The sequence below is a fragment of the Gilliamella apicola genome (genome assembly GCF_003202655.1).
Taxonomy (GTDB): Bacteria; Pseudomonadota; Gammaproteobacteria; order Enterobacterales; family Orbaceae; genus Gilliamella; species Gilliamella apicola_R.
In genome coordinates this window covers 1-4,617 of the sequence record NZ_QGLR01000027.1, presented here as the reverse complement: position 1 = coordinate 4,617, position 4,617 = coordinate 1, and the positions used below count along the sequence as shown (strand labels likewise).

Sequence of the window (4,617 nt, the reverse complement as noted above, 5' to 3'; positions counted from 1 at the left end):
GATATCTAACACTTTTCTAGGTTAGGTTAGGATAAATTAGAAATAGATGAAGAAAATGGTGGTTTACATGATTTAACTTCATGTCAACTACGCCGTTTATCAAGCAACTTGCCTAAACTGCGGTTAGGATAAATTAGAAATAGATGAAGAAAATAGTGGTTTACATGATTTTATTTCATGTTAATTACGCCATTTATCAAGTAAGTCACCTAAACTGCGGTTAGGATAAATTAGAAATAGATGAAGAAAATGATGGTTTTGATGATTTGATTTCATGTCAATTATGTCGTTTATCAAACAACTTGCCAAAACTGCAGTTAGGATAGATTAGAAATAGATGCAAAAAATAACGGTCTACCTGATTTGATTAATGGTGATTAACTAGTACCAAAACATAGGGGGAATACGGCTATGTAACTAATAATTAATTTTATAAGAAGCCGGATGGCTATCCGGCGGTTAACTGTTTTTAATATGATGGTATATGTGTTTCATAACTCGGTACAAAATCACTTAAAACCAATCCCCACTTATGATTAGCAAATTCGAGTAATTCATCAATGTTTTGAAAATAATAAGTCTCATAACAATCAGAGCTTTCATTAAATAATTCAATCTCGTCTTGATTAGGATCCGCATAATAAGTTTCAAACTTATACAAATAAAAAACATTATCACTATCAGTAATTGGTCTATTTAATCGCTCGATATACGTATCATATCCAGAGTGTTCAAACATATCATTTTCTTTTAACCGTTTAATTTCTTCTTCATCATATTTAATTGAAAAAATTTCAAAAAACCGAGTCTTATCTTTCTCCTGTTTTTCTGCACATTGTCCGCGCATCTCATATGGATATGGATGATAAGGATTATTATATGTTGTCTTTGTCATGATTATAAAATTTCCTTATGGTTATTTCCTTTAATCTAGGGAACTGGAACTATCATAGTAAACAATAGCGCTAGATTAAAATATACACAAGTATGTTTATCAACTTTTGCTAACCAATATACTTATTTAGATTATCTACCCCCTTCTAGGTTAGGCTAGTCTCGTAAGTTAACTGTCAGAATAAATTAAAAATAAATACAGAATCAAGTAAATCGTCTAAATTAACGGTTAGGATAGATTAGAAATAGATGAAGAAAATAGTGGTTTACATGATTTAACTTCACGTCAATTATGCCGTTTATCAAACAACTTGCCTAAACTGCGATTAGGATAGATTAGAAATAGATGAAGAAAATAGTGGTTTACATGATTTTATTTCATGTCAATTATGTCGTTTATTAGGCTAGTCTTCTAGTATCTGTATTTTAAATAGGTAAAATATGAAGGTTCAGTTAAAACCTGACCGGTTTTAACTGATTGAAGATGGCAACGATGTATATTAAGAGTGAACTATATTTAAAACTGCGATTTAAAAGTTTACTGCACTTACTGCAAATTAATATCGTTAAACTTTAATTTAACTACCCACTATAATGACAATTTTTCCCATTTATCGTCCTGGTCATTATAGACTTCTTTTTTATCGATTCGCCACTCTTTATTTTTATAGTGAAGTGTATAACGATAACGATATTCCAAGAGGGAATGCTCTTGGGTTTCAATGGCAATTTTATTCTTCTTTAACACTTCGGTTGCCAGTATTTCTTCATCGGGAGAATATTCTGGTGGACATCCTGTATTTAATGCAGCTTGCCTACCATATTTTCGCTCTCTTAAGGTACAGTAAGTGTTAAATATTGCATCAAGCTCCTCTCTCTTTTTGGCGTCCAAGGGTGCTAACTTTATACCTTTGTCAACGTATTCCATAGTTATAGCATGATAATATACTTCCCATTTATTCATTGCGATAATAAATTTTTTTAGTACTGCTACTGCTTCTTGTATATTGGGTTCCATAATGCGTCCTTCCATTTACTAACCAGCTAATTTATCAATACCATTACAGATAATAACGCTGCCATAGTTTAAGTGCAAATATATTAATCCGGTTATGCAAACCAATGTAAATATTTAGATATCTAACACTTTTCTAGGTTAGAATAGATTAGAAATAGATGAAGAAAATAGTGGTTTACATGATTTTATTTCATGTCAATTACGCCGTTTATTAGGTTAGTCTTCTAGTATCTGTATTTTAAATAGGTAAAATATGAAGGTTCAGTTAAAACCTGACCGGTTTTAACTGATTGAAGATAGCAACGATGTATATTAAGAGTGAACTATATTTAAAACTGCGATTTAAAAGTTTACTGCACTTACTGCAAATTAATATCGTTAAACTTTAATTTAACTACCCACTATAATGACAATTTTTCCCATTTATCGTCCTGATCATTATAGACTTCTTTTTTATCGATTCGCCACTCTTTATTTTTATAGTGAAGTGTATAACGATAGCGTTCTTCCAAAAGGGAATGCTCTTGGGTTTCAATGGCAATTTTATTCTTCTTTAACACTTCGGTTGCCAGTATTTCTTCATCGGGAGAATATTCTGCTGGATATTGAGTATTTAACGCAGCTTGCCTACCATATTTTCGCTCTTTTAAGGTACAATAAGTGTTAAATATTGCATCAAGCTCCTCTCTCTTTTTGGCATCCAAGGGTGCTAACTTTTTACCTTTGTCAACGTATTCCATAGTTAAAGTATGATAATATACTTCCCATTTATTCATTGCGATAATAAATTTCTTTAGTACTTCTACTGCTTCTTGTATATTGGGTTCCATAATGCATCCTTCCATTTACTAACTAGCTAATTTATCAATACCATTACAGATAATAACGCTGCCATGGTTTAAGTACAAGTATATTAATCCGGTTATGCAAACCAATGTAAATATTTAGATTATCTAACACTTTTTTAAATTAGAATAGATTAGAAATAGATGAAGAAAATGATGGTTTACATGATTTTATTTCATGTCAATTACGCCGTTTATTAGGCTAGTCTTCTAGTATCTGTATTTTAAATAGGTAAAATATGAAGGTTCAGTTAAAACCTGACCGGTTTTAACTGATTGAAGATGGCAACGATGTATATTAAGAGTGAACTATATTTAAAACTGCGATTTAAAAGTTTACTGCACTTACTGCAAATTAATATCGTTAAACTTTAATTTAACTACCCACTATAATGACAATTTTTCCCATTTATCGTCCTGGTCATTATAGACTTCTTTTTTATCGATTCGCCACTCTTTATTTTTATAGTGAAGTGTATAACGATAACGATATTCCAAGATAGAATGATCTTGGGTTTCAATAGCAATTTTATTCTTCTTTAACACTTCGGTTGCCAGTATTTCTTCATCGGGAGAATACTCTGGTGGATATTGATTATTTAACGCAGCTTGCCTACCATATTTTCGCTCTTTTAAGGTACAATAAGTATTAAATATTGCATCAAGCTCCACTCCCTTGTTGGCTTCCAAGGAAGCTAAATTTTCATATTCATCCCTATCAACGCAGTCCATAGTTATAGTATTATAATATACTTCCCATTTATTCATTGCGATAATAAATTTTTTTAGTACTGCTACTGCTTCTTGTATATTGGGTTCCATAATGCATCCTCTATTAATTGTAAAACTCATCCTTCATTACCACCCTACCTTTCTGTTTAACGATATAAATAATCTTGGTCGGTCGCGTTCCACCGTTTGCGTATACAAATTTCCACTCTAAATTTACTGTTCCATGTTTGTTTATACGGTCTCTAATTTTACGTTCAAAAGCTCGATATTTACCACGATTTATCTTCTTTAATTGAGGGAATATGTTATCTGTATCAGTGCCTGAACCACCTAAAAGCGCACCTAATATATGGCCTGCATCATCTTTTTGGGTACCACCTCTCGAACGGGCCCAATCACGTGCTTTCTGGTTAGTTGGCGTTCCTGTTCCTAAATCCTTTTTCCTAACTGTTGCCGATGCTGAAGTTATTTGACCAGCTTGATTCATTTTTATTTTAGGTACTTTCGCTAATCCTAATGGGTCAATCCATGCGAGGGGATCAAACACATAAGCATAGGTATTTTCGCCACCTTCTAGCCCTATCGGATCTTGGCTAAAGTAGCGCCCACAATAGGGATCATAGTAACGGTTAAAATTATAGTGTAATCCCGATTCTTGGTCAAAATACTGTCCCTGAAATCGTAGATTCTGGGCGGTTGTGCCGGCGGCTATAGCAATTTGACCATAGGATTTGTAAATACCACTCCAGACAATATCTCCATTGGCGCTGATTAGCTCTTGCGGTGTGCCTAGTTGATCGGTTAGGTAGTAGTAGATCTGACCACCGCGCCCCCGCCCCTGTAACTGCGCTAGGGGAATAAAACTATCCTCACTCGGCTCGTAAATATAGCTGCAACAGCGGTAGTCTTCCGCTTTGCTCCCCTGATTGCGGACCGCCGATGGACTAAAATCGGCATCGTCAGCATGACATTCAGTAATTAATTTATTCCCCTGCCAAAAGAACAGGGTTTTATCCCCGGTTTGCTTATCCGTTTTACTGATACGCCGTCCAAAGGCATCGTAAGTATAAGTGTGTACGGTTTCTACCGCTTGATGAAAATCATTATCCCGATAGTGGCGAATTTTTT

At 33.9% G+C, this 4,617-nt stretch carries 5 protein-coding genes; all 5 read right to left on the bottom strand.

Annotation, left to right across the window (positions count from 1 at the left end):
- Positions 1-469 precede the first annotated feature (469 nt).
- On the bottom strand, positions 470-895 hold the full coding sequence (locus tag DKK70_RS16515) for a hypothetical protein (RefSeq protein ID WP_110434955.1): 426 nt from the start codon (positions 893-895) through the stop codon (positions 470-472).
- 588 nt (positions 896-1,483) lie between these two features.
- The gene (locus tag DKK70_RS16510) at positions 1,484-1,912 is read right to left on the bottom strand and encodes an NTF2 fold immunity protein (protein ID WP_181416045.1); all 429 of its coding nucleotides are present in this window, start codon (positions 1,910-1,912) and stop codon (positions 1,484-1,486) included.
- Between the two features lie 401 nt (positions 1,913-2,313).
- Positions 2,314-2,742, bottom strand: a complete 429-nt coding sequence (locus DKK70_RS16505) for an NTF2 fold immunity protein (protein ID WP_110434953.1) — start codon at positions 2,740-2,742, stop codon at positions 2,314-2,316.
- Between the two features lie 402 nt (positions 2,743-3,144).
- Complete coding sequence (locus tag DKK70_RS16500; protein ID WP_181416044.1) at positions 3,145-3,579, bottom strand: NTF2 fold immunity protein; 435 nt, start codon at positions 3,577-3,579, stop codon at positions 3,145-3,147.
- Between the two features lie 13 nt (positions 3,580-3,592).
- Positions 3,593-4,617, bottom strand: a 1,025-nt coding sequence (locus DKK70_RS16495; protein ID WP_181416043.1) for an RHS repeat-associated core domain-containing protein, incomplete at its 5' end; no start/stop codon positions are given.